Genomic DNA, 22,636 nt, shown 5'->3' on the forward strand with positions numbered 1-22,636 from the left:
TGGTGCACCGGGTGCGGTGCCTCTACACCTGGACCGCCGCGTCGAGGTCGGTCATCAGCAGGTCCCCGACGATCGCCGACGCCGCCCGGTACCCGCCGCTCGCCGCGTGCACCACCTGCTCGGCGAAGCCGATCGCGTTGCCCGCGGCCCACACGCCCGGCACCGTCGTCAGGCCGGTCGCGTCGACGACCGGATACGCGCCGAACGGCGTCTCGTGCAGCTCGGCACCCAGCCGCTCCAGCAGGCCGGTCTGCGGAACGGGGCGCGGGGCGACGAACAGCACCGAGCGGGAGTGCGCCGTACCGTCGGTGAGCCGGATGCCGGTGAGCCGGTCGTCCTCGACCACCAGCTCCGCGACCTCCCCCGGCACCACGTCCACCCCGGCCGCGGCGAGCCGGCGCAGGTCCTGGTCGGACAGCTCCTCCTCGGCGACCGTGTGCAGGAAGAACCGCACGTCCTTCGACCACTGGGACACGATCAGCGCCTGGTGCACGCTCGCCGGGCTCGTCGCCAGCACCCCGAACGGCTGGTCGCGCACCTCCCAGCCGTGGCAGAACGGGCAGTGCAGCACGTCCCGGCCGAACCGCTCGGCGACCCCGGCGACCGCGGGCAGCTCGTCCTTCAGCCCCGTCGCGACGACCAGCCGCCGGGCCCGAACCGTCCGCCCACCGGCCAGCACCACGGTGAAGTCCTCGCCCCTCGTCACCTCCACCACCCGGTCCCGCACGAGCTCCACGCCGTAGCGCGCGATCTCCTCCCGGCCGACGGCCAGGAACTCGGCGGGCGGCATGCCGTCCCGGGACAGATAGCCCTGCATGTGCGCGGCCGGCGCGTTGCGCGGCTCACCCGCGTCGACCACCAGCGTGCGGTGCCGGGCCCGCCCCAGCACCAGCCCGGCGGACAGGCCCGCCGCGCCCCCGCCGATGACGACCACCGCGTACTTCTCGGTCATACGACCACCTCCGCTGCCGAGCGTCCTCCCGGCACTGCGGGATTGACAAACGGCTTTGCCGAATCTGCAATACGTCCATGACGACGGACGAGGTACTCGCGGGCGTGGGCCCCCGGCTGCGGCAGATGCGGAAGGACCGGGAGGTGACCCTGGCGGCGCTGTCCGAGACCACCGGCATCTCCGTCAGCACCCTCTCGCGGCTGGAGTCCGGTCTGCGCAAACCCAGTCTCGAACTGCTGCTGCCGATCGCGCGCGCCCACCAGGTGGCCCTGGACGAACTGGTCGGCGCTCCGCCGACCGGCGATCCGCGGGTGCGCTCCAAGCCGATCGTGATGGGCGGCCGCACCCACTGGCCGCTCACCCGCCAGCCCGGCGGCCTCCAGGCCTACAAGGTCCTGGAACCCCGGCGCAGACAAGAACCGGAACCGCGGACGCACGAGGGCTACGAGTGGCTGTACGTGCTGTCCGGGAAGCTGCGTCTGGTGCTGGGCGAGCACGACGTGGTGCTCACGGCGGGGGAGGCCGCCGAGTTCGACACCCGGGTGCCGCACTGGTTCGGGTCGACGGGGGAGGGGCCCGTGGAGTTCCTCAGTCTGTTCGGGCCGCAGGGCGAGCGGATGCATGTGCGGGCCCGGCCGAAGGGCGCGTGACGGACGGCCGTGACGGACGGCTGTGACGGACGGCCGTGGCGGACGGCTGTGACGGATGGTTTGACCGACGGCTGTGGCGGACGGGAGACCTCCGCGCGGGAGATTGCCCGGAGACGGTTCCCTGATGGGCAAGCGACCGCTTAGTATGCGAACCGACCCCGGTCAGACGAAGCAGTCCCCCGTGGAGGCCCCGCATGCAGGCATGGCAAGTGCACGAGAACGGTGAGCCGGGCGAGGTGATGCGGCTCCAGGACGTGGAGCCCCCCACGCCCGGTGACGGCCAGGTCCTGCTGAAGGTGCGGGCGGCCAACATCAACTTCCCGGACGCCCTGCTGTGCCGCGGCCAGTACCAGGTCAGGCCGCCGCTGCCGTTCACCCCGGGCGTGGAGATCTGCGGGGAGACCGAGGACGGCCGCCGGGTGATCGCCAACCCCGCGCTGCCCCACGGAGGCTTCGCCGAGTACGCCGTCGCGGACGCCGCCGCGCTCCTGCCCGCGCCCGACGCCCTCGACGACGCCGAGGCCGCGGCCCTGCACATCGGCTACCAGACCGGCTGGTTCGGTCTGCACCGCCGGGCCGGTCTGGAGGCCGGCGAGACCCTGCTCGTCCACGCTGCCGCTGGAGGGGTCGGCAGCGCGGCCGTGCAGCTCGGGAAGGCCGCCGGTGCCACCGTCATCGGTGTCGTCGGCGGCTCCGGGAAGGCGGCCGTCGCCCGCGAGCTCGGCTGTGACGTCGTGATCGACCGGCGCTCCGAGGACGTCGTCGCCGCCGTCAAGGAGGCCACCGGCGGCCGGGGCGCCGACGTGATCTACGACCCGGTCGGCGGCGAGGCCTACACACAGTCCGCCAAGACCGTCGCCTTCGAGGGTCGTATCGTCGTCGTCGGCTTCGCCAGCGGCACGATCCCCAGCCCCGGCCTGAACCACGCCCTGGTGAAGAACTACTCGATCCTCGGCCTGCACTGGGGCCTGTACAACACCAAGAACCCGAAGCTGGTCCAGCACTGCCACGAGCAGCTCACCGAGCTGGCCGCCCGGGGGGCGATCAAGCCGCTGGTGAGCGAGCGGGTGCCGCTCGGCTCGGCGGCGAGCGCCGTGCAGAAGGTGGCGGACGGTCTGACCACCGGCCGGGTCGCGGTCGTCATGGAGGAGACAGCATGACCGACACCGAGGAACTGCGCCGCCGCACCCGGGAGTTGCTGGCCGCCCACCCGCCGGCCTCCACCGACCGGCTGGACTTCCTCCGGGCCCGCTTCGACGCCGGACTGGCCTGGGTGCACTACCCGGAGGGCCTCGGCGGGCTGGGTGCTCCCCGATCCCTCCAGGGCGTCGTGGACGCCGAACTGGAGGCCGCCGGGGCGCCCGACAACGACCCGCGGCGCATCGGCATCGGCCTCGGCATGGCCGCTCCGACCATTCTGGGCTTCGGCACCGACGAGCAGAAGCGGCGGTACCTGAGGCCCCTGTGGACGGGGGAGGAGGTCTGGTGCCAGCTGTTCAGCGAGCCCGGCGCCGGGTCCGACCTGGCCGCACTGGGCACACGGGCCGTCCGCGAGGGCGACGAGTGGGTGGTCAACGGGCAGAAGGTATGGACGTCCAGCGCCCATGTGGCCCGCTGGGCGATCCTCATCGCCCGCACCGACCCGGAGGTGCCCAAGCACCGGGGCATCACGTACTTCGTCTGCGACATGACCGACCCGGGCGTCGAGGTACGGCCGCTGCGGCAGATCACCGGCGAGGCCGAGTTCAACGAGGTGTTCCTCACCGACGTCCGCATCCCGGACGCGCGGCGCCTCGGTGCGGTCGGCGACGGCTGGAAGGTCGCCCAGACCACGCTGAACAACGAACGCGTCGCCATCGGGGGCATGCGACTGCCCCGCGAGGGCGGCATGATCGGCCCGATCTCGAAGACCTGGCGCGAGCGGCCCGAGCTGCGCACGCACGACCTGCACCAGCGGCTGCTGAAGCTCTGGGTGGAGGCCGAGGTCTCCCGCCTCACCGCCGAGCGGCTGCGCCAGCAGCTCGTCGTGGGCCAGCCCGGCCCCGAGGGCGCCGGCATGAAGCTGGCCTTCGCCCGCCTCAACCAGGAGATCAGCGGCCTGGAGGTGGAACTCCTCGGCGAGGAGGGCCTGGTGTACGACGACTGGACCATGCGGCGCCCGGAGCTGGTCGACTTCACCGGCCGCGACGCCGGTTACCGCTACCTGCGCTCCAAGGGCAACAGCATCGAGGGCGGGACGAGTGAGGTCCTGCTGAACATCGTCGCCGAGCGCGTCCTCGGCCTGCCCGCCGAGCCGCGCACCGACAAGGACGTCGCCTGGAAGGACCTCGCCCGATGAGCGACCTGTTGTACTCGGAAGAGGAAGAGGCGCTGCGCGCCGCCGTCCGCGACCTGCTCACCGACCACTGCGACGCCCCCGGCGTCATCGCCCGCGCCGAGTCGGACGCCCCGCACCACCGGGCCCTGTGGAAGGCCCTGACCGACGGCATGGGCCTCGCCGGCCTGCTGGTGCCCGAGGAACTCGACGGCCAGGGCGCCACCCACCGCGAAGCCGCCGTGGTGCTGGAGGAACTGGGCCGCGCGGTCGCGCCCGTGCCGTATCTGACGAGCGCGGTCGTCGCCACCGAGGCCCTGCTGGCCTGCGGCACCGACGACCTGCTCCGCGACCTCGCGACCGGGAGGACGATCGGCGCCCTCGCGGTCGCCCTCGACGTCGCACCGGGCGCCGCCTACCGGACCGTCCGGCACGACGACGGCGCCCTGCACGGGGAACTGACCGGCATCGCCGACGCGGTCGTGGCGGACGTCCTCCTCGTGCCCGCCGACGACGGCGGCCTGTACGCGGTCGACGCCTCGGCCGCGACCGTCACCCCCCAGACGTCCCTGGACCTGACCCGGCCGCTCGCGACCGTCGGCCTCGACGGAGCGCCGGGCCGGCTCCTGGGCGACGCCGAACCGGCCGTGCGCCGGGCCCTGCGCGCCGGGGCCGGACTGCTCGCCTCGGAGCAGTGCGGGCTGGCCGAGTGGACGCTGACCGAGACCGTCCGCTACCTGAAGGAACGCAAGCAGTTCAACCGGCCCGTCGGCGGCTTCCAGGCGCTCAAGCACCGGCTGGCCCAGCTGTGGCTGGAGGTCGTCAACACCCGCGCGGCCGCCCGCAACGCCGCCGACGCCCTGACCACCGGCGAGGACGTCGACGTGGCCGTCACCGTCGCCCAGGCCTACGCGGCGCCCGTGGCGGTGCACGCCGCCGAGGAGACCCTGCAACTGCACGGCGGCATCGGCATGACATGGGAGCACCCCGCCCACCTCTACCTCAAGCGCGCGAAGGCCGACTCGATCGCCTACGGCACCGCCGGCGCCCACCGGGAGGCCTTGGCCGGCCTGGTCGATCTGCAGGCCCCCTGACGCCCGTCCGCCCGGCACCGGGCGACATCCCCGCCGGAGAGCGGGGGAGCCACAAGGCCCGGGGGAGCCCGAAGGTGGCCCGGAAACGCCCGTCCCGTCAGGGGCGGGCCTTTTCGTGCGCCCCTCCCAGCGCCCCGGCCCGGTGAAGTGAACGCGTAGCGGCGGTCCGGCCAACTCCGCGCAGGGCCCTGCTCCTTGAGCCGACCTGGACCCCATACTCACAGGGTTCCCGTACGGCACCTCCAGGGAGGCAGAGCATGGCCCTCACCACCCGTCGCCGAGCCCTCACCACCCTCGGCGCAGCCCTCGCGGGCTCGATCGCCCTCCCGGCCGCACCCACGTCGGCCCACGAACGCACGCACCGGCCCCGCCCCTTGTGGCGCGCCCACGCCCACAACGACTACGAGCACCCGCGTCCCCTGTTCGACGCTCTCGACCACCGCTTCGGCAGCGTCGAGGCCGACATCTACCTCGTGGGCGACCAACTCCTCGTCGCCCACGACCCGGAGGACCTCGACCCGTCCCGCACCCTCGACTCCCTCTACCTCGACCCGCTCGCCGCCCGCGTCCGCGCCAACCACGGCTCGGTGTACCGGGGGTACAGCGGAACGCTCCAACTGCTCGTCGACATCAAGACCGAGGGCGCGTCGACGTACCTCGCACTCGACCGGCACCTCCGGCGCCATCGGCGCCTGTTCACCACGTACGCCCACGGACGCGTCCACCGAGGTCCGGTCACCGTCGTGGTCTCGGGCGATCGCGCCGCCCGCGCACCCATGGAGGCTCAGACCGTCCGGCGCGCCCTCTACGACGGCCGCCTCGCCGACCTCGGCAGCCAGGCGCCCGCCTCCTTCATCCCCCTGATCAGCGACAACTGGACGCTCAACTTCACCTGGCGGGGCGTGGGCCCGTTCCCCGACGCCGAGCGGCACAAGCTGCGGGGCATCGTGAGGACCGCCCACAAGCGCGGTCAGAAGGTGCGGTTCTGGGCGACCCCGGACCTGGCCGGGCCGGCCCGCGACGCGCTGTGGGGCGAACTGCTCGCCGCCGGCGTCGACCACCTCAACACCGACGACCTCGCCGGACTGGAGGCGTTCCTCGACACCCGCCGGGCGGCCTAGAGCGGCAGAACACCACACGTTCGGCGGACAGGTCAGCCGCCCGGACGAACCCTTCGCTACGCCACACTTGCGGCCGAACGCCGTGAACCGGACATGGCGGCGTGGCGGAGGAGTTGACGATGGCCATTTCCATCTCTGTGGTGCTGCTGCTCGTGATCCTGGCGGTGATCTTCCTGCGCAACGGTGGGCTGAAGATCTCCCACGCGCTGGTCTGCCTGCTGCTCGGCTTCTACCTGGCCAGCACCAGCATCGCCCCCACCATCCACAGCGGCCTCACGGCGACGGCGGACATCGTCAGCGGTCTGCGGCCCTGACATCACCCGGAGAACACGCCGATGCCGTTGGGGACGGGGCGTTCGGCGCCGCCGCTGGGGTGGTTGCGCACCGAGACCTCGCTCACGCCCGGCTTCCGGGCGACCAGGGTCGACGATCCGCCGCCGTCCAGGCTGAAGGCGTCCTCGGCGCCCAGGTCCCGCATGGTGGCGGCGACTTCGGCGATCGTCAGTCCGCTGCGGTAGGCGGCGGCACCGTCCAGCGCGAGCAGCAGCACACGCCGTCCGCTGTCGGCGATCCCCACGGCCGTACGGACGGCCGACGTCGTGCTGTCGAGCCCCGGAAGCGGCTGCCCGCCGGTGAGAACCGGGTAGCCGCCGACGGCGAGCCGGTACGCGGCGCCGTCCGTGGCCGCCACGAGGCTGTGCTCGACCTCGACCGTCTCACCGGCGGAGAGCTTGCGCAGGTGCTGAGCGCCCGCCTCCCGGCCGACCAGCACGGTGGTCCCCGCCGCGATGGGGCCGCCGCCCGGGGTGTCGGCGGCCGAGACGACCTTGCCGTCGCGGACCGTCACCTCGTGGACGTCCGTGCTGCACGGGGCGGCGCGGTCCGTGTCCGTGCCGCACGTCGCGCGGACCCGGGAGGCGCTGCCCCACTCCGAGGTGAACGCGCCGACCGAACCCACAGCGAGCGCGTACTGGTTGAGCCCGCCGAGAGGCAGCTCGGTCTCGGCCGTACGGACCGCACCGGCGAGCGCCAGCCGGTCCAGCCGTGCCCGGCCGTCACCGTCCACGCCGAACACGTCCCGGGTGCTGGTGCCCGGCGGCAGGGCCGGACCGAAACGCTGGCCGTCCGGCACGGCCGCCTTGAGCGTCCGCCCGGCGGCGATCGCCGGTCCCACACTCGCCCCGGTCGCCTCGACGCCCGGATGCTGTGTCTCGCTGATGTTGAAGAAGTCGCCGTTGACACCGGCGACCGCCCCTTGGGTGTTCGCCATCGCCGAGACCTGGGCGCGCGAGGCCACCGCCCCCGGGTACAGCAGATCGACCCGCACCTGAGGGTTGCCCAGGTCGACCTTCAGCACATGTGCGTGCGTCACCCCCTTGGCCGCCTGGATGTCGAACTCCTCGTACGTCACGCCCGGCGCGACCCGTCCGCCCTTCTGGACGGCGCCGGCCGGAGCCGCCCCGGCCAGGGCCGCGCCGGTCAGCGCGCCGAACGCCGTGAGAAACGCCAGTACCGCTCTGCCCGCTCCCGCGCGCCTGTGCCGACCTGTCACCGTGCCCCCTGATGCCTCGTCAACCGTGCGGACCTCAGGGGCAGTGCATCAGACCACGCCGACCCGGCAGGGTGGCTGAGCGCCGACCACGCGGGAACGGCTGAAAAAACGCACCCCTCTGGGTGCTTCAGCCGTCACCCGTTCCCGTGTCGTACGAGGTGAAATGCGTGGGCGTGTGGTCGATCGGCAGACGGGCCGCCACGCGGTGAGAGCCTGCGCACCGCACACGAGCCCCAGTCGACACCCGCCGCTTCGGGCAGCACCATGCCCCGTTCCGGACGATGTGCTCCGTACGCGTCCCGCCCCTCGGCATCGACCGCCTCCGGTTCGACCGCCGAGGCTCAGCCACCCGCCACGGCATCACGCGGCAGCACCGTCACCCGGCGGAAGTTGCACCCCGTGCGCCGGGGCCCCGCGTCGTCGACGGGCGGGTTCTGGTGGGCCTTGAGCGCGATGCTCACCAGACTCAGCAGCAGGTCGATGTCCGCCTCGCAGTCGAGGTGGACCGTCACCCAGCCCGATCCGGGCAGCAGGTGGATCGCGCTCGAACCGGCGAGGTCGTAGTGGAAGCGCTGGATGGCGCGGCGAGTGAGGTGGAGGTCCACGTCCCGTGAGGAGTGGAAATGGACGATCTCGTCACGGACGGAACGGAGTGCCCTTCCGGTACCGCAACCCGCCGGGCCCACCATCAGGTCGGGCCAGGCCTGCAGGCGCTCCATGGCGCGCTGGGCCAGAGTCATGGCCCCATCGTCGCCTGCTCACCCGTCCGCAACCAGAGGTTGAACGATTTGTAACCGGGACGTGAGGTGGACCGCCCGGCTACCACTGTCGTTTCAGGCGGACTTGACGAGTCCGATGTAGCGCTTCCAGTCCCAGTGCCGGCCCGGGTCGGTGTGGTCGCTGCCCGGTACCTCGTGATGGCCGATGATGTGCGCGCGGTTCCTCGGGATGCCGTACCTCGCGCAAATCGCCGCGGTGAGCCGGGCCGACCGCTCGTACATGGCGTCGGTGAAGTAGCCGGGCCGGTCCACCCAGCCTTCGTGCTCGATGCCGATGCTGCGGGTGTTGTAGTCCCAGTTCCCCGCGTGCCACGCGATGTCGGACTCGCGCACGCACTGCGCCACGCGCCCGTCGGACGAGCGCACCACATAGTGCGCGGACACCTTCTCCTCGGGGTTGCGGAAGACGGACAAGGTGCCGGAGTACGTCGTCTGCGCCACGTGGATGATCACGTAGTGCAGCGGATGGGCGCGCGGGCGGTTCGACGGCGTGTAGTTGCCGCGCCCGGCCGGATGCCATGCCGCTCCCGGGTGGTCGACGGCCTGCGGCCGGGCGCCGACCCGGGCGCCGGTGAGCAGGACGGACGGGACGGCGGTGAGGGCGGCGCCTGCGAGGATGCCGCGCCTGCTGGGGAAGGAGGAGATCCGTGCCATGAGCGTGTGCCTCTTCCGGGCTCGACGGGAGGGTGTTCCTTGATCGACTGCGGCGAGCGGCGGCCGTTGTGGTCGCGGCCCGCGGTGATCAAGTTACGGCTCCCGGCGGCCGGCCGCGCGGAGGCGGTGCGATGCGGTGGACGGGCCCGTGGATGTGGACAACTCCCTCACCCAGTCGGGTGATTCGGGGTGTCGGCGAGGTGCTGGTGACTGCTCTCGAGGGCCTGTCTCAGGCCTGCCCGGCGGCGGCCGCCGGATCGTCCAGCACCGCCCGCACCACCGAGTGCGCGGCCCCCAGCAGCGGCCCCTGAGGGCCCAGCCCGGACACGGACACGGGGCAGGCCGGACCCGCCGTACGACGGGACAGCTCGTCCCGCAGGGAGGGCAGCAGCCAGGGCGCCAGCCCGGACAGTTCCCCGCCCAGGACCACGCTCTGCGGGTCGAGCAGGTTGACCGCTCCGGTCAGGGCCACGCCGAGCGCCGTCCCCGCGTCGAGCAGGGCACGGCGAACGTTCTCGTCGCCGTCCGCGGCGCGTCCCGCCAGCAACCCGACCCGGTCCTCGCCGGGTTCCAGACCGGCCGCGCGCAGCACGGCCTCCTCGCCGGCGTACTGCTCCAGGCAGCCTCGTCCTCCGCAGGCGCACTCCGGCCCGTCCGGCTGGACCGGCACGTGTCCCAACTCGCCCGCGAATCCGCGGGTTCCGCGCAGCAGCCCGCCATCCACCACGACCGCCGCGCCGATCCCGATCTCCGCCGAGACGTGCAGGAAGTCGCGGGGCGTGCCGTCGCCCAGCCACAGCTCGGCGAGGGCGCCGAAGTTGGCCTCGTTGTCCACGGTCAGTGGGAGGTCCGCCGGCAGCAGCTCGCCGAGGTCCGTGTCCCGCCAGCCGAGGTTCGGGGCGCGCACGACGGTCCGGGCGTCGCGCGCCACCAGGCCCGGCACGGCCACGGCGAGTCCGGCCGGCCACAGGCCTTCACTCTCGGCCTCGGCGACCACCTGCCGGATCAGCTCGGTGAGTTCCTCGAGCACGGGCTGTGGGGAGCGGCCGCGGTTCGCTCCCTGCCGTATCGCCCGGGACCGGGTCGTGCCGCGCAGGTCGACGGCGCAGACCGCGAGATGGTCGACGCCGACCTCCGCGCCGATGCCGGCCGGGCCGCGTCCGCTGACGGCGAGCGCGGAGCCCGGGCGGCCCACCCGGCCGGGTCGCTCGGGCCCCAGCTCCTCCAGCAGTCCCGAGCGGATGAGCTCGTCGACGAGGGTCGACACCGCCGCCCGGGTCAGGCCGATCCGTGAGGCGACGGCGGCCCGGGACAGCGGCCCCTCGGCGCGGACGGCGTGCAGGACGCGGGCGAGATTGCGGCGGCGCATGCCCTGCTGGGTGTCGGGCAGTGCGCGTCCCGGACCGGCGGGGCGTGCCTCGTGCAGGGGTGCGGTCATGCCTGACGCCAGTCCTCAGTGGGTGTCGGTGGGCCGCTCCAGCAGCGGAGCCGCGTCGGAGAGTACCCCGGCGATCCTGGCCAGCGTCTCCTGGTCCCGTTCGACGGCGTCGAGCACCGGCCCGGCGGCCGTGTCCCAGCGCCGCGCGACCGCTGCCGGGTCCTCCCCGGTCAGCAGGCCCGCCGCCTGCGCGGCGGCGCCGAGCGCGACCAGCTCCTTGGCCGCGGGCACCTGCACGGGACGCCCCGACAGCCGCCGCACGGTCTGCTGCCAGGCGGTGCCCCGGGCGCCGCCACCGATCAGCAGCAGCGGCTCCGACGGGTCCGCGTCCTCGTCGAGGACCAGATCGAGTGCCCCGAGCAGGGAGTGCACGGCACCGTCGTAGGCGGCCTGGAGCAACTGGCCGGCGGTCGTGTCGTGACGCAGGCCGTGCAGCAGGCCGGAGGCGTTCGGCAGGTTCGGGGTGCGTTCGCCGTCCAGGTAGGGCAGCAGCGTCACGGCCGTGCCGGGCTCCACCGCCTCGCGGTCAAGACCCAGCAGCGCCGCGACGCGGTCGACGGCGAGGGTGCAGTTGAGAGTGCAGGCCAGCGGCAGCCAGTCACCGCGGGCGTCGGCGAAACCCGCCACCGTGCCGCTCGGATCGGCGGGCCTGTGCCGCGACACGGCGTACACCGTGCCCGAGGTGCCGAGGCTCATCACCGGCACGCCGGGCCGCACCCCGAGGCCCAGCGCCGCGGCGGCGTTGTCCCCCGTGCCGGGCGCGACCAGGGTGCCCCGGGAGAACGGCAGGTCATGGCCGTCGCGGACCGTGCCCGCCACCTCGCCGGGCCGGACCACACGGGGCAGCAGGGCCGGGTCGAGCCCCACGTGCGCCAGGATCTCCTCGTCGTACGCCTCCGTCCCGGACGCCCACCAGCCCGTCCCGGAGGCGTCGCCGCGGTCGGTGGTGCCCTGCCCGGTGAGGCGCTCGGTGAGGTAGTCGTGGGGGAGCCGCACGGCCTTCGTGGCCCGCACCGCCTCCGGCTCGTGCTCGGCCAGCCAGGCCCACTTGGTGACCGTGAACGAGGCGGCGGGCACGCTTCCGGTGCGCTCGGCCCAGAACTTCGCGCCACCCAGTTCCTCCGTGAGCCGGCGGGCCTGCGGCGCCGAACGCACGTCGTTCCACAGCAGGGCGGGCCGCACCGGCTCGCCCCGGCCGTCCAGGGTGACCAGGCCGTGCTGCTGCCCGCCGACCGACACCGCGGCGGCCTCGTGCGCCGCCTCACCGCACTGGCTCAGGGCCTCGCACAGCGCGTCCCACCACTGGCGCGGGTCGGTCTCGCGTCCGGCCCCCGAGGAGACCGTGTGCGGCGCCTGGCCGCTCGCGACCACCAGGCCGGTGGACGCGTCGACGACCAGCGCCTTGGTGGACTGGGTGGACGAATCCACACCGACGACGAGCGGACCCTCGGCTGCTGACATCGGGCTTCTCCCTACTGCGCGCGGCACGTGACTCCGTTCGGAGGCACCTGGTCTCTTCCCAGAGAGGTGCTCGCATACTAATTTGTAAATCGGCATGACGAAATACCCCCAGCGAGCAAGGAGCCGCGGCATGAGCTACCAGCCCACCCCCGAGGACAGGTTCACGTTCGGCCTGTGGACCGTCGGCTGGCAGGGACGGGACCCCTTCGGCGACGCCACGCGGCGTGCCCTCGACCCGGTCGAGACGGTGCAGCGCCTGGCCGAGCTGGGCGCCCATGGTGTGACCTTCCACGACGACGACCTGATCCCCTTCGGCTCGAGCGACACCGAGCGTGAGGCGCACATCAAGCGCTTCCGGCAGGCGCTGGACGCCACGGGCATGAAGGTCCCGATGGCCACCACGAACCTCTTCACGCACCCCGTCTTCAAGGACGGCGCGTTCACCGCCAACGACCGCGACGTGCGCCGCTACGCCCTGCGCAAGACCATCCGCAACATCGACCTCGCCGCCGAGCTCGGTGCCGAGGTGTACGTGGCCTGGGGTGGCCGTGAGGGTGCCGAGTCCGGCGCCGCCAAGGACGTCCGCGCGGCCCTGGACCGGATGAAGGAGGCCTTCGACCTGCTCGGCGAGTACGTCACCTCCCAGGGCTACGACCTGCGCTTCGCGATCGAGCCGAAGCCGAACGAGCCGCGCGGCGACATCCTGCTGCCGACCGTCGGGCACGCCCTGGCGTTCATCGAGCGCCTGGAGCGTCCGGAGCTGTACGGCGTGAACCCCGAGGTCGGGCACGAGCAGATGGCCGGCCTGAACTTCCCGCACGGCATCGCGCAGGCGCTGTGGGCGGGCAAGCTCTTCCACATCGACCTCAACGGCCAGTCCGGCATCAAGTACGACCAGGACCTGCGCTTCGGCGCCGGCGATCTGCGTGCCGCGTTCTGGCTGGTCGACCTGCTGGAGTCGGCGGGCTACACCGGGCCCCGCCACTTCGACTTCAAGCCGCCGCGGACCGAGGACCTCGACGGTGTGTGGGCCTCGGCGGCCGGGTGCATGCGCAACTACCTCATCCTCAAGGAGCGCGCCGCCGCCTTCCGCGCCGACCCGGAGGTCCAGGAGGCCCTGCGTGCGGCCCGCCTGGACGAGCTGGCCCGGCCCACCGCAGCGGACGGCCTCCAGGCGCTGCTCTCCGACCGGTCGGCGTTCGAGGCGTTCGACGTGGAGGCGGCCGCCGCGCGCGGCATGGCGTTCGAGCACCTGGACCAGCTGGCGATGGACCATCTGCTGGGGGCCCGTGGCTGAGACCACGCGCGCGTACGGGCCCGTCGGCCGGTCACTCCGGCCGGCCGACGAGCCCGTCACGCACCGGAATCATGCGGTCCACGCCATGAGTCGGTATCAGCTTCCGCACGCCCCTCCCGGCTCGCGCGGTGCGCGGCGACTCTGGTCGGTATGGCCCTGCCGCCCGTACCGCCGCACCCGCCCGGACCTCCCCGGCGCCGCAATAGGCTGTTCGTCCTGCTCGCCGTGCTCGTGGCCGCGGCGGCCGTGTCCCTCGTCGTGCTCATGGCCTCGGGCAGAGGCGACTCGCCGGACGAGGAGCCGTCGGGCGAGAGCACGAGCCGCACTCCCGCCCCGTCCTTCGGCATCCCCACCGAGCTGCCCACCAGGTTGCCGAGCGAGCTGCCGACCCGGCTGCCCTCGGGCGTCCCGACGCAACTGCCGAGCGACCTGCCCAGCGGCCTCGAATCGCTCCTCCCGTCCCTGGACCCCGGAGGCCTGGTGCCCTGAAACTCCCGCCCCGGGCGGAGGCCTCAGGTCCCGGGGCTCCCAGGGCGGCGCCGTGAAGACCTAGGCGTACGCCTCGGTGAACACGTCGGCGACGGTGAGGAGTCCGGGCCATGCCGCCGGAACCTCACAGGGAGCTCCCCTCTCCTGGCGGGAGCTCCGCCGAAGCCGCGGCTGTCACCGCCGCCAGGGCCGTCGCCGGATCCTGGGCGGCGCCTCCCGCGGGCAGCCACCGGCCGCGCTCCTTGCGGTAGGGCCACCACCGGCCGTCCCGGCCGAGGCGCAGCTGGACCGGGGCCCCGACGACCGTCCAGCGGTTGCCGTGCGCCCGCAGCTCCGGTCGTTCGTCCGTGTCCCAGGCCGATTCCAGGGCGGCACGCGCGCGTGCGAGCGTGTCGCCCTCCACACGCCACTCCTCGTCGAGAACGGACAGTGCGGCCGCCTCGCCGTGCTGCCAGGCGCGGACCGCCGCCGCCAGCCCGTCCCGGCCGCGTCCCGATCCGTCGGCGAGCCGGTCCGCCACCTCCCGGCCGGGGTCGCCCGCGGCCAGCCGAGCCACGTCCTGCGTCAGCGTCGGTTCCGCGTCGAAGCCGCCCCGGAGCGCCTCCGTGAGCAGACGGTGGGCCCGGACGGCGGTCCGCGCGGCCAGGAACTCCAGCGCGTGCGGATCGACCCCCGGAGCGGGCGGCGTCTCGGTGTCCAGGGACGGCGGCACCCCCGGCTCGCCCGGGAGTTCGGGCAGGGCCGGCAGCGGGGGCAGGATGTCCCCGCCCGCGTACGCCTCCACCGCGTCCGCACCCGAGGGCCCCGAGGGCTCGGGAGCGGACATGCCGCCGCCACGCGTCTGGAGGCCGTCCAGCACGGTCGTTTCGGCGCGCCCGCGCATCAGCAGCAGCACGAACGGGTCCTGGTCCAGCAGCCGTGCCACCTGGTAGCAGAGCGCCGCCGTGTGCGCGCAGTGATCCCAGGTCCCGCAGTCGCACGCCGGTTCCAGATCGCCCAGGCCGGGCAGCAGCTCGACGCCCGCGTCCGCCGCGTCCTCGACCAGGTGCGGTGGCATCTCCCGGTCCAGCAGCGCCGCCACATGTCCGGCCCGCTCCGCCGCCATGTCCAGGAAGCGGTCCCACTGGTCGGGCGACAGCTCCGCCAGCAGGACGTCGGCCCGGTGCGCCGTACGGTCGCGGTCCTGAACGACGGCCGTGAGCCGCCCCGGGCGCACCGACACCGCACCGACCGCACCCGCGCGGGCGAGCCTGCGGCCCGTCTTGAGCTGCGCCGAGTCCAGAGCCGTGCCCTCCAGCGCGGTCAGCCACGCCTGACCCCACCAGGTCTGCGCGAAGCCCCGCCCGTGCGCGGGCGGCAGCGCGGCGAAGGTGCGTTCCGTGTCGCCCTCGTGCCGAGTCATCGCAGGCCCCCTCGCAGTTCGACCAGATCCGCCAGTTCCGCGTCCGTCAGTTCCGTGAGGGCCGCCTCGCCGACGCCGAGGACCGAGTCGGCCAGCGCCCTTTTGCGCAGCAGCAGTTCGGCGATGCGGTCCTCAATGGTTCCCTCCGCGATGATCCGGTGCACCTGCACGGGCCGGGTCTGGCCGATGCGGTACGCGCGGTCGGTCGCCTGCGCCTCGACCGCCGGGTTCCACCAGCGGTCGTAGTGCACGACGTGCTCGGCCCGGGTGAGGTTCAGCCCGGTCCCGGCCGCCTTCAACGACAGCAGGAACACCGGCGCATCACCGTCCTGGAAGCGGCGCACCATGGCCTCGCGTTCCGTGACCGGGGTCCCGCCGTGCAGGAACTGCGAGGGCGTGCCCCGGGCTGCCAGATGCCGCTCCAGCAGGCGGGCCATCTGCACGTACTGCGTGAACACCAGCACGCTCGCCCCTTCGGCGAGGATCGTGTCGAGCAGTTCGTCCAGCAGCTCCAGCTTCCCCGAGCGTCCGGTGATCACCGGACGCTCCTCCTTGAGGTACTGCGCCGGGTGGTTGCAGATCTGCTTGAGGCCGGTCAGCAGCTTCACGATCAGGCCCCGGCGGGCCATGTCGCCCGTGCCGGAGATCTCCGCGAGCGCCTCGCGCACCACGGCTTCGTACAGCACCGCCTGCTCCTGGGTGAGCGACACGGCGTGATCGGTCTCCGTCTTCGGCGGGAGCTCGGGCGCGATCCCCGGGTCCGACTTGCGGCGGCGCAGCAGGAACGGCCGTACGAGCCGGGCCAGACGGTCGGCCGCGGCCGGGTCCTGACCGCCCTCGACGGCCTCCGCGTACCGCTTGCGGAAGGTGCCGAGCCGCCCCAGCAGCCCCGGAGTCGTCCAGTCGAGGATCGCCCACAGCTCCGACAGGTTGTTCTCCACCGGGGTGCCGGTGAGCGCCACACGCGCGCGTGCCCCGATGGAACGCAGCTCCCGCGCGGTCGAGGAGTACGGGTTCTTCACGTGCTGGGCCTCGTCCGCCACGAGCATGCCCCAGGGCACTGCCGCGAGCCGGGGCGCGTCCAGGCGCATCGTGCCGTACGTGGTGAGCACGAACTCGCCGTCGGCCGGCTCGTCCAGGGCGCGTCGTGCGCCGTGGAAGCGCCGCACCGGGGTGCCGGGTGCGAACCGTTCGATCTCCCGCTGCCAGTTGCCCATCAGGGACGTCGGGCAGACCACCAGGGTGGGTCCGGCGGACTCCGACTCGGTCTGCCGGTGCAGGTGGAGGGCGATCAGCGTGATCGTCTTGCCGAGCCCCATGTCGTCGGCGAGACAGCAGCCCAGGCCCAGCGACGTCATACCGGAGAGCCAGTTCAGGCCCCGCCGCTGGTAGTCCCGCAGGGTGGCCGCGAGGGCGGCCGGCTGCTCCACCGGCTGCAGCCCCTCGGGGTCGGCGAGCCGCTCCCGCAGGGCGGCCAGCCATCCGGTGGGCCGTACCTCGACCCGGTGGCCCTCCACCTCCGCCCAGCCCGTCAGGGCCGCGCCCAGGGCATCCACCGGTGTCACCTTGCGGTCCTGCCGGGTGCGGGCCAGGCGCACCTCCTGGGGGTCGATCAGGACCCACTGGTCGCGCAGCCGCACCACCGGACGCTTGGCCTCGGCGAGACGGTCCAGTTCCTCGCGGTCCAGCCGCCGGTCGCCCAGGGCGAACGACCAGGTGAAGGCGAGCAGCGCGTCGGCGGACAGGAACGACGGCCTGGCCGTGAAGGTCGTGCCGGACTCCGGGTCGCCGTCGGGAGGGCCCACCTCCGCGCGCGTGGTGAACTCGCGGGTCAGCCCTTTCGGCCAGTGCACGTCGACCCCGGCGGCGCTGAGGGCTCGGGCGCCCGCGCCGAGAAGTTCGGTGACCTCCTCGTCGGCGAGTTCGGCCGCGTCCGGCACGGTCGCCGACAGCAGCGGCGTGAGCGGGGCCCAGGCCCGGGCCGCGCGGCGCAGGGCCAGCAGCACGTCCATCCGGGCGCGCGGGCCGAAGGCCTCGCCACCGGCGCCGGCCCAGACATCCGCCGCGTCCGCGACGAGCGCGGGGTCGCTCACGCTGTGCACCTGCGGCACGGCCCGGAACGTCACGTCCGCGTCGAGGGCCGCCGTCTCCTCCAGGCCGTCCGCCTCGATCCGCAACGACAGCCGCACGCCCGCGTCGTGGCCCGCGGCGACCTCGGCGGCCCAGGCGCGCTGTTCGGGCATCCGCACCGGCTCCGGCGCGGCGTAGGCGGGGCCGCCTGACACCAGCGGCGCGGCGGGGGAGCGGGGCAGGGTGTCGGCGACCGCGTCGAGGAAGGCGCGCAGGAGCCGCTCCGGGTCGGGCAGGCGCGGCGGCCCGGCGCTCTCCAGGGGCACGGCGTGCGCCTCGGGCGGCATCGAGGCGGCGAGGCGCCGTACGGCCTCGATGTCCTCGGCGCGCAGGGGGCCGGTGCGCCAGGCGTCGTGGTCGGCCGGGGACAGCCCCGGCAGCAGCAGTCCGCGCGCCACGAGCTGCAGTGCGTGCAGGGCCGCGGCGCCCCAGAAGACGGTGGACCGGTGTCCCCGCCCGTCGGCACGCGCGCGGGTGAGGACCGGCAGGGCCGTGCGTACCGGGACCAGGGCGGCGGGCACGTGTGCTTCCTCGACGCCGCCGCCGTGCGGTACGACGACGGTCAGGTCCGTGACGGGCGCGGACGCCACGGCCGGAGGGGAAGCGCCGTCCGGCAGCCAGAAGGCGACCCTGCCCGTACGCGCGGGGTCGCCGGGCAGGAACACGGAGCGGCAAAGGGCCAGTTCGGAGAGGTCGGAGGAGGATGCCGGGGGAGTCGGATGCTCGGCTATGGCGGATTCCTCAAGTTTGACTAGTGGGATGGAGTCGCCGAGAGTACAGCACTCCCGCTGCACACGAGTATGGCTGAGCTGTGAACTGGGTCACCATGGAGGTCTCGGGGGTGTGTCGGGGTCGCACCTCAGGGATGTCTCAGGGTCGCGGTCCGGAACCGCCGTGAGCGCGGGTCCGTTGTCGAGACAGAGAGCGGCAGAGGCCGCGAAGGAGGCGACAGTCATGTCGAACAACGCCAAGATCGCCGCAGGCGGTGTGGCGGTCGGGCTCATCCTGCTGATCTGGCTGCCCTGGTGGGCATCGCTCCTGATCATCCTGGGAGTCCCGGCCGCCGCGTACCTCGCGCTGGATCCGTCGCAGCGGCGCAGGCTCCGCCGCACCACCCGCAAGGAACTCGGCCGCTGAGGCGCTGACCCGGTGCGGCCCGGCCGACGCTCGGGGCCGGCCGGACCGGCTCAGTTCGGCCGTACGGCCATCTTGTCGAGCGCTTCGAGGAGGCCCGGCAGTTCCGGCCCTCGGCCGACCGGCAGGACCTCGCCGGGCTCCTCGTCGAGCAGTACGAAGGCGATGTCGTCGGTCCTGGCGACGAGCGACCAGCCCGGACCGTCGGCCCGCAGGGTCCGGGCGTCTCCCGGTGCGAAGGAGGACCGGACCCGGCCCAGCGGCGGTGGTGAGTCGATGTAGGCGCGGGCCTCCGCGAGGACCCGCCGGATGCCGCTGTGGCCACCCTTCTGCCCGCTCTCCCCGCCTTCGTCCGGGCCGTCGCCCGCCCCGTCCCCGTCGCCCGGTGCCCCCGAGGGCCCCGGCGCCGGGAAGTCCGCGTCGTCGACCTGCTCCCGCCACACCGCCCACTGCAGTGCGATCTCATCCGCGCCCAGGCGCCGCTGTGCCGGGCCCCAGACGGTGGCGTCCGGAGGAGTCAGCGGAGGCCGGTCGTCGGCCTCCGGGCCCGGATCGTGCGGGGCGGGCACCCCGGGGGCCGCGACGGCCACCGCGAGGGGCCAGCCGGGCAGGGCCGCGACGACCGTGCGTTCGTCGGGCGACAGCTCGTACTCCATGCCGCAGTCCCAGGACGCGATCGCGACGGCCACCAGGGAGACGTCGTCGATGGCCACCGTCCACCGGGCGCCCTCGCCGTCCTGGCCGAGCACCAGCCCGTAGCCGTCGGCGAGCGGCGCGAGACCGAGCGCCGCGCATGCTTCGGGGTAGTCGTCGCCGAGCACACTCGGGAACTTCGCCGGCGTCAGCAGCACCGCCGTGAGCACATAGAGCGCATCGTCCGCGGCGGCGACGGCTTCCTCGTCCGTCCCGGCCATCCCAGCCTCCCCATCGGTTCGTCCACCGGCGCGCACCCTAATGCGCCTGGAAGCCCCTTGTCACGGCCTCGCCCGCGCGCTCGGAGCTGCAGTTTTCCGGCGGACGGGGCGAATCGACCGTCCGGAACGCCCCCTCACGCCGCCGGCAGCCCCAGCAGCGCGCGGGCGACGGTCTCCGGCGACTCGTCGCGCTCCCGGGCGAGCGCGATCACGGCCCGGCAGGCCAGCTCGTTCACACCGAACGACAGCGCCTCCGGCGACACCCAGCCGGCCGCCTCGTCGGACCGCTCCTGGTCGTCCTGCGCGCACGCCGTGACATAGGTCGCCGCGGCCTCGAAAAGATTGTGCGGCCGCCTGTCCCCGCCCGCCTTCGGCTCCGTGCGCAGTCCATGCGAGTCCCTTCCCCCGGCTTTGCGGAACCTGCCCCACATGTGACCACCTTCCCCCTGTGCGCCTGTCCTGCCTGGTCGTTCATCTCCCGCTGACCAACGTAGAGTTGCACATCCTGTGGCAGAAGGGGGACGGCACGGTGAAGCGCTTCTCACGCCTCGAACAGATCCGGCGGATGGACCCGTACGAGGAGGCCACGGAGATCTACCGGCTGAGTGTGGCGTACGAGTTCCCGTGGGACTTCACACGAGCCCTGGAACTGGCCCTGTACCGCACCTACGCCGTCCCGAGCATCGGCCGGCTGCTCGCGCGGACGGCGGAGCTCACGGACCGGGCGCAGAAGCGCTACGACGACACCTCGCTGCTCCTGGACACGATCGTCGAGCACGGCTTCGGCAGCGACGAGGGCAGGACCGCGATCCGCCGCATCAACCAGATGCACCGCAGCTACGACATCAGCGACGACGACATGCGCTACGTACTCTGCACGTTCGTCGTGATGCCCAAGCGGTGGATCGACGCCTACGGCTGGCGCAGATTGTCGCGCCACGAGACCGTCGCCGGCGTCGTCCACCACCGCACACTGGGCCGACACATGGGCATCAAGGACATCCCCGAGACCTACGAGGAGTTCGAGAACTGCCTCGACTCCTACGAGGCCGCCCACTTCGCGTGGGACGAGGACGCCCGGCGCGTATCGGACGCCACGCTTGACCTGATGGCCTCCTGGTACCCCGCCCCTCTCGCGCCCCTGCTGCGCACCACGACCCTCGCGCTGCTCGACGACTCGCTGCTGCGCGCCTTCCGCTACACCCCGCCGAGTGCCGCCACGCGCGCGTGGGTGCGTCGCGCGGTCCGGCTCCGCGGCCGTGCCGTCCGCCTGCTGCCGCCCCGGCGGGCCCCGCACTTCGCCCGCCAGAACCGGGAGATCAAGGGTTACCCCAACGGCTACCGGATCGCCGACCTGGGCACCCGCCCTGTCCCGGGCGTCCGGGGCTGCCCCGTGCGACACACGGCGCCGGGCGCCGAGGCCGGGTGAGGTGACCCGGCGGCTCGCCTTTCACCCGGGCTCCGCCCTGGCCCACGGTGTTCAGTCGTCGTGCACGATGTTCCGTCGTCGTGCGCGGTGATCATGTCGTGCGCGGTGATCAGTCCTCGCGCACGGCCAGTGCCAGAAATCGGGAGTCCTCGTCGACATACGACGTCAGGCGCCAGCCGGAACCGGCCAGCAGCGGACGGAGATTGGGCTCGGCGCGCAGGTCGTCCGGGGTGAGCGGGCGGCCGTGGCGTGCGGCGAGAGCCGCCCTGCCGATCGGGTGGAACAGTGCCAGCATCCCGCCCGGGCGCACCACGCGCGCGATCTCCCGCAGGTCCTCGGCCGGGTTCCCGAGGTGCGAGATGAGGCCCGCCCCGAACACGGCGTCCAGAGACTCCGAGCGCAGCGGCAGCGCGGCGACGTCCGCGAGCAGCAACCGCCCGTCACGATCCCGCCCGGCCCGTACGGCCGCCCGCAGCATGGCCGGCGTCAGGTCGGCCCCGAGAACCACTCCCGAGGCCCCGACGGCGGCTCGAAGCGGCGGCAGGGCGCGTCCGGTCCCGCACCCCGCGTCGAGGACCCGGTCACCCGTCCGCAGTCCCAGCTCGGCGACCGCGGTCGCGTAGGCCGGACCGTCGTCGGGGAACCGGCTGTCCCAGTCGGCGGCGCGGGCGGTGAAGAACTCCTGGACACGCGTCTGCTCGTCGCTCATGCACCGCATGATTCCTCACCGGCAGGGATGACGCCTCAGTGCACACGTTCGAGCGTGACCCGATCGTTCCGATACATCCTTGCGTCATATTCCAGAACCTTTCGAAATGCGCCCCCGTCGCGCGCCCCAGCCGGGTCTAGCGTCCCGGGGCCATGGGACACCTGGACCACGCAGCCCTGGGGTGGCTGACCCCCGCACTGTCGTACGTGATGGCCTGCATAGGCGCCGCGCTCGGTCTGCGCTGCACCGTCCGCGCGCTCGCCACCACCGGGCGCTCGCGCCGCAACTGGCTCGTCACCGCCGCCTCGGCGATCGGCACCGGCATCTGGACCATGCACTTCGTGGCCATGCTCGGGTTCGGCGTCACCGGCACCGACATCCGCTACGACGTGCCGCTCACGCTGCTGAGCCTGCTCGTCGCCATGGTCGTCGTCTGCGCGGGCGTCTTCGCCGTCGGCTACAGCAGGGACCGGGGCCGGGCGCTGCTGGCCGGCGGGCTCACCACCGGGCTCGGCGTCGCGAGCATGCACTACCTGGGCATGGCGGCCGTCCGTCTGCACGGTGACGTGACCTACGACCCCCTGCTCGTCGGAGTCTCCGTGCTGATCGCCGTCGTCGCCGCGACAGCGGCCCTCTGGGCGGCTCTCAACATCAAGTCGCCGGTGGCGGTCACCATCGCCTCCCTGATCATGGGCGCGGCCGTCAGCAGCATGCACTACACCGGGATGTTCGCGGTGGCGGTGCGCGTGGCGCCCTCCGGGGGAGCGCTGCCCGGGGCATCGGCGATGCAGTTCATCTTCCCCCTCGCCGTCGGCCTCGGCTCCTACCTCTTCCTCACCTCGGCCTTCGTCGCCCTGTCACCGACGGCCGGGGAGCGTGCGGCCTCCGCCTCGGCTCAGCGACCGGTGGGAAGCGCCTCACCCTAGCCACGGAGGCGACCGCGGACCGCGGACACGCGCTGGGCCGAACACGACGCCGAGGCCCGGGTGGTGCCAGGTGCGCCTCCCCGGCAGGGGCCCCTGCGACCCTCAGCGGCCCCTGCGACCAAGAGGAACCGCCTCGGAGGCCCCATGGCGCACCCGACGGCCGGACAGCCCGATGCCCGACTCCAGGCCTG

22 protein-coding genes are annotated in these 22,636 nt (G+C 73.4%); 11 read left to right on the forward strand and 11 right to left on the reverse strand.

Annotated features, from left to right (window positions below):
• Positions 1–22: 22 nt before the first annotated feature.
• Positions 23–952, reverse strand: coding sequence for an NAD(P)/FAD-dependent oxidoreductase (locus QNO09_RS16365; protein WP_283970911.1), 930 nt, complete (start codon positions 950–952; stop codon positions 23–25).
• A 77-nt stretch (positions 953–1,029) separates the two neighbouring features.
• Here QNO09_RS16365 and QNO09_RS16370 point away from each other — a divergent pair, with 77 nt between their 5' ends.
• From QNO09_RS16370 to QNO09_RS16395, 6 genes are all read left to right on the forward strand, one after another.
• Positions 1,030–1,602, forward strand: a complete 573-nt coding sequence (locus QNO09_RS16370; RefSeq protein ID WP_283970912.1) for a helix-turn-helix domain-containing protein — start codon at positions 1,030–1,032, stop codon at positions 1,600–1,602.
• Between the two features lie 194 nt (positions 1,603–1,796).
• Entirely contained in the window at positions 1,797–2,762 is a 966-nt protein-coding gene (locus tag QNO09_RS16375) for an NADPH:quinone oxidoreductase family protein (RefSeq protein WP_283970913.1), read from the forward strand.
• Complete coding sequence (locus tag QNO09_RS16380; protein WP_283970914.1) at positions 2,759–3,940, forward strand: acyl-CoA dehydrogenase family protein; 1,182 nt, start codon at positions 2,759–2,761, stop codon at positions 3,938–3,940. Before QNO09_RS16375 ends, QNO09_RS16380 begins: the two co-directional genes overlap by 4 nt.
• Entirely contained in the window at positions 3,937–5,010 is a 1,074-nt protein-coding gene (locus tag QNO09_RS16385) for an acyl-CoA dehydrogenase family protein (protein ID WP_283970915.1), read from the forward strand. The genes QNO09_RS16380 and QNO09_RS16385 overlap by 4 nt, the downstream gene beginning before the upstream one ends.
• A 257-nt stretch (positions 5,011–5,267) precedes the next feature.
• A complete protein-coding gene (locus QNO09_RS16390; RefSeq protein WP_283970916.1) occupies positions 5,268–6,131 on the forward strand; it encodes a phosphatidylinositol-specific phospholipase C/glycerophosphodiester phosphodiesterase family protein in 864 nt (287 codons plus the stop codon).
• Between the two features lie 119 nt (positions 6,132–6,250).
• Positions 6,251–6,445: a hypothetical protein gene (locus QNO09_RS16395; protein ID WP_221758685.1), complete on the forward strand. Its 195-nt coding sequence runs from the start codon at positions 6,251–6,253 to the stop codon at positions 6,443–6,445.
• 2 nt (positions 6,446–6,447) lie between these two features.
• Here QNO09_RS16395 and QNO09_RS16400 read toward each other — a convergent pair whose 3' ends face one another.
• The 5 genes from QNO09_RS16400 to xylB form a co-directional block, all read right to left on the reverse strand.
• Positions 6,448–7,683, reverse strand: a complete 1,236-nt coding sequence (locus tag QNO09_RS16400; RefSeq protein WP_283970917.1) for a phosphodiester glycosidase family protein — start codon at positions 7,681–7,683, stop codon at positions 6,448–6,450.
• Between the two features lie 341 nt (positions 7,684–8,024).
• On the reverse strand, positions 8,025–8,423 hold the full coding sequence (locus tag QNO09_RS16405) for a luciferase domain-containing protein (RefSeq protein ID WP_283970918.1): 399 nt from the start codon (positions 8,421–8,423) through the stop codon (positions 8,025–8,027).
• 93 nt (positions 8,424–8,516) lie between these two features.
• Entirely contained in the window at positions 8,517–9,116 is a 600-nt protein-coding gene (locus QNO09_RS16410; protein WP_283970919.1) for an N-acetylmuramoyl-L-alanine amidase, read from the reverse strand.
• A gap of 229 nt (positions 9,117–9,345) precedes the next feature.
• Positions 9,346–10,554 (reverse strand): ROK family protein, encoded by a 1,209-nt coding sequence (locus QNO09_RS16415; RefSeq protein ID WP_283970920.1) that lies wholly within the window; start codon positions 10,552–10,554, stop codon positions 9,346–9,348.
• 15 nt (positions 10,555–10,569) lie between these two features.
• Positions 10,570–12,015 (reverse strand): xylulokinase, encoded by a 1,446-nt coding sequence (xylB, locus tag QNO09_RS16420; protein WP_283970921.1) that lies wholly within the window; start codon positions 12,013–12,015, stop codon positions 10,570–10,572.
• A 130-nt stretch (positions 12,016–12,145) separates the two neighbouring features.
• On the opposite strand from xylB, the gene xylA reads away from it, so the two are divergent.
• Together xylA and QNO09_RS16430 are read left to right on the forward strand one after the other, a co-directional pair.
• A complete protein-coding gene (gene xylA / locus QNO09_RS16425) occupies positions 12,146–13,312 on the forward strand; it encodes a xylose isomerase (RefSeq protein WP_283970922.1) in 1,167 nt (388 codons plus the stop codon).
• Between the two features lie 150 nt (positions 13,313–13,462).
• Positions 13,463–13,801 carry a hypothetical protein gene (locus QNO09_RS16430; RefSeq protein ID WP_283970923.1) on the forward strand — a complete coding sequence of 113 codons (339 nt, stop codon included), beginning with the start codon at positions 13,463–13,465 and terminating at the stop codon, positions 13,799–13,801.
• Between the two features lie 124 nt (positions 13,802–13,925).
• Here the strand turns inward: QNO09_RS16430 and QNO09_RS16435 are convergent, their stop codons facing one another.
• Entirely contained in the window at positions 13,926–15,203 is a 1,278-nt protein-coding gene (locus QNO09_RS16435; RefSeq protein ID WP_283970924.1) for an SWIM zinc finger family protein, read from the reverse strand.
• Positions 15,200–18,064 carry an SCO1167/SCO6262 family helicase gene (locus QNO09_RS16440; protein WP_283971012.1) on the reverse strand — a complete coding sequence of 955 codons (2,865 nt, stop codon included), beginning with the start codon at positions 18,062–18,064 and terminating at the stop codon, positions 15,200–15,202. The genes QNO09_RS16435 and QNO09_RS16440 overlap by 4 nt, the downstream gene beginning before the upstream one ends.
• 223 nt (positions 18,065–18,287) lie before the next feature.
• Here QNO09_RS16440 and QNO09_RS16445 point away from each other — a divergent pair, with 223 nt between their 5' ends.
• Positions 18,288–18,470 (forward strand): tail-anchor membrane protein, encoded by a 183-nt coding sequence (locus tag QNO09_RS16445; protein ID WP_031107015.1) that lies wholly within the window; start codon positions 18,288–18,290, stop codon positions 18,468–18,470.
• A 50-nt stretch (positions 18,471–18,520) separates the two neighbouring features.
• Here the strand turns inward: QNO09_RS16445 and QNO09_RS16450 are convergent, their stop codons facing one another.
• Both QNO09_RS16450 and QNO09_RS16455 read right to left on the reverse strand, forming a co-directional pair.
• Positions 18,521–19,381 carry a hypothetical protein gene (locus QNO09_RS16450; RefSeq protein WP_283970925.1) on the reverse strand — a complete coding sequence of 287 codons (861 nt, stop codon included), beginning with the start codon at positions 19,379–19,381 and terminating at the stop codon, positions 18,521–18,523.
• A gap of 134 nt (positions 19,382–19,515) precedes the next feature.
• Entirely contained in the window at positions 19,516–19,812 is a 297-nt protein-coding gene (locus QNO09_RS16455; protein ID WP_283970926.1) for a hypothetical protein, read from the reverse strand.
• Positions 19,813–19,910: 98 nt separating this feature from the next.
• Between QNO09_RS16455 and QNO09_RS16460 the strand changes: the two genes are divergently transcribed.
• A complete protein-coding gene (locus tag QNO09_RS16460) occupies positions 19,911–20,810 on the forward strand; it encodes an oxygenase MpaB family protein (protein WP_283971013.1) in 900 nt (299 codons plus the stop codon).
• Between the two features lie 109 nt (positions 20,811–20,919).
• Here the strand turns inward: QNO09_RS16460 and QNO09_RS16465 are convergent, their stop codons facing one another.
• Positions 20,920–21,519, reverse strand: coding sequence for a class I SAM-dependent methyltransferase (locus tag QNO09_RS16465; RefSeq protein ID WP_283970927.1), 600 nt, complete (start codon positions 21,517–21,519; stop codon positions 20,920–20,922).
• 152 nt (positions 21,520–21,671) lie between these two features.
• On the opposite strand from QNO09_RS16465, the gene QNO09_RS16470 reads away from it, so the two are divergent.
• Entirely contained in the window at positions 21,672–22,445 is a 774-nt protein-coding gene (locus QNO09_RS16470) for an MHYT domain-containing protein (protein ID WP_283970928.1), read from the forward strand.
• The last annotated feature ends 191 nt before the right edge of the window (positions 22,446–22,636 follow it).

The sequence above is a fragment of the Streptomyces sp. 378 genome (genome assembly GCF_030124145.1).
GTDB lineage: Bacteria > Actinomycetota > Actinomycetes > Streptomycetales > Streptomycetaceae > Streptomyces.

Excerpts from the sequence above, each read along its gene's own strand:
- QNO09_RS16465 (WP_283970927.1), bottom strand. The coding sequence starts at position 21,519 with ATGAGCGACGAGCAGACGCGTGTCCAGGAGTTCTTCACCGCCCGCGCC.
- QNO09_RS16390 (WP_283970916.1), top strand. The coding sequence starts at position 5,268 with ATGGCCCTCACCACCCGTCGCCGAGCCCTCACCACCCTCGGCGCAGCC.
- QNO09_RS16375 (WP_283970913.1), top strand. The coding sequence starts at position 1,797 with ATGCAGGCATGGCAAGTGCACGAGAACGGTGAGCCGGGCGAGGTGATG.
- QNO09_RS16445 (WP_031107015.1), top strand. The coding sequence starts at position 18,288 with ATGTCGAACAACGCCAAGATCGCCGCAGGCGGTGTGGCGGTCGGGCTC.
- QNO09_RS16395 (WP_221758685.1), top strand. The coding sequence starts at position 6,251 with ATGGCCATTTCCATCTCTGTGGTGCTGCTGCTCGTGATCCTGGCGGTG.
- QNO09_RS16415 (WP_283970920.1), bottom strand. The coding sequence starts at position 10,554 with ATGACCGCACCCCTGCACGAGGCACGCCCCGCCGGTCCGGGACGCGCA.
- QNO09_RS16385 (WP_283970915.1), top strand. The coding sequence starts at position 3,937 with ATGAGCGACCTGTTGTACTCGGAAGAGGAAGAGGCGCTGCGCGCCGCC.
- QNO09_RS16365 (WP_283970911.1), bottom strand. The coding sequence starts at position 952 with ATGACCGAGAAGTACGCGGTGGTCGTCATCGGCGGGGGCGCGGCGGGC.
- xylA (WP_283970922.1), top strand. The coding sequence starts at position 12,146 with ATGAGCTACCAGCCCACCCCCGAGGACAGGTTCACGTTCGGCCTGTGG.
- QNO09_RS16470 (WP_283970928.1), top strand. The coding sequence starts at position 21,672 with ATGGGACACCTGGACCACGCAGCCCTGGGGTGGCTGACCCCCGCACTG.
- QNO09_RS16450 (WP_283970925.1), bottom strand. The coding sequence starts at position 19,381 with ATGGCCGGGACGGACGAGGAAGCCGTCGCCGCCGCGGACGATGCGCTC.
- QNO09_RS16430 (WP_283970923.1), top strand. The coding sequence starts at position 13,463 with ATGGCCCTGCCGCCCGTACCGCCGCACCCGCCCGGACCTCCCCGGCGC.
- QNO09_RS16435 (WP_283970924.1), bottom strand. The coding sequence starts at position 15,203 with ATGACTCGGCACGAGGGCGACACGGAACGCACCTTCGCCGCGCTGCCG.
- QNO09_RS16455 (WP_283970926.1), bottom strand. The coding sequence starts at position 19,812 with ATGTGGGGCAGGTTCCGCAAAGCCGGGGGAAGGGACTCGCATGGACTG.
- xylB (WP_283970921.1), bottom strand. The coding sequence starts at position 12,015 with ATGTCAGCAGCCGAGGGTCCGCTCGTCGTCGGTGTGGATTCGTCCACC.
- QNO09_RS16410 (WP_283970919.1), bottom strand. The coding sequence starts at position 9,116 with ATGGCACGGATCTCCTCCTTCCCCAGCAGGCGCGGCATCCTCGCAGGC.
- QNO09_RS16370 (WP_283970912.1), top strand. The coding sequence starts at position 1,030 with ATGACGACGGACGAGGTACTCGCGGGCGTGGGCCCCCGGCTGCGGCAG.
- QNO09_RS16405 (WP_283970918.1), bottom strand. The coding sequence starts at position 8,423 with ATGACTCTGGCCCAGCGCGCCATGGAGCGCCTGCAGGCCTGGCCCGAC.
- QNO09_RS16380 (WP_283970914.1), top strand. The coding sequence starts at position 2,759 with ATGACCGACACCGAGGAACTGCGCCGCCGCACCCGGGAGTTGCTGGCC.